The sequence below is a fragment of the Labilibaculum sp. K2S genome, from assembly GCF_030372765.1.
In the GTDB taxonomy this organism is placed as follows: domain Bacteria; phylum Bacteroidota; class Bacteroidia; order Bacteroidales; family Marinifilaceae; genus Labilibaculum.
This window is the reverse complement of sequence record NZ_JAUCMW010000079.1, coordinates 1-912: the sequence shown is the minus strand read 5'-3', so window position 1 is coordinate 912 and position 912 is coordinate 1. Positions and strand designations below refer to the sequence as shown.

The following is a 912-nucleotide window of genomic DNA, read 5'->3' as shown; positions in this document are numbered from 1 at the left end:
AGGGATGTTCGAATCTGTAGATGAAACAGCTGAAGGAATGTTAGTATTTGATACAGACAATAATACGTTCTTTTTCTGGGATGGATCTAAATGGGTTGAGGTGAGTGAAAGTGCTTCGAGTGATCCATTGAATTATGCTGATCCGAACGACCCCAACGGCGATGGCAATAGCAGCGATGCAGTTGCTGGTGAAGCGGGTCAGGTAAAATACAATACAGTAACCGAAAGCCTATGGTATTACGATGGAAATGTGTGGGTTGAGTTGGGCGAGAGTTCAACCGGCTCTCCTTTGGGTGATGCTAATCCCAACGATCCCAACGGCGATGGCAATACCAGCGATGCAGTTCCAGGCGAAGCGGGTCAGGTAAAATACAATACCGTAACCGAAAGCCTATGGTATTACGATGGAAATGTGTGGGTTGAGTTGGGCGAGAGTTCAACAGGTGATCCTTTGGGTGATAACGATCCAAACGATCCCAATGGTGACGGCGATACATCAGATGCCGTTGATGGAATGCCTGGTAATATCAAATATAACACAACAACAAAAACCTTATGGTATTACGATGGTTCTGTGTGGAATCCTATTAATACGGACAAACAGTTGTTTGGTGAAATATTAACAACAGACAACGACGCAGGAGCTAAACAAATTAAGAATTTGCTTGATCCTACTAATAATCAGGATGCAGCGACCAAGAAGTATGTCGACGATGCAGTTACAGCAGGAACACCAGATGCAAGTACAACAGTAAAAGGTATTGTACAGTTGGCAGGAGATTTAGCTGGTACAGCGGCTTTACCTGTAATTGCGGCCGATGCGGTCACCTCTTCAAAAATTTTAGATGGCACGATTACTGTTGGAGATTTAGGCAGCGATGCAGTTGAAACCATTAAGATTAAAGATGGAAA

1 protein-coding gene is annotated in these 912 nt (G+C 43.9%); it reads left to right on the top strand.

Going from position 1 to position 912, the window contains the following annotated elements; translation table 11 throughout:
- A partial coding sequence (locus QUH73_RS20785) for a hypothetical protein (protein ID WP_289532365.1) occupies positions 1 to 912 on the top strand: 912 nt, incomplete at both ends.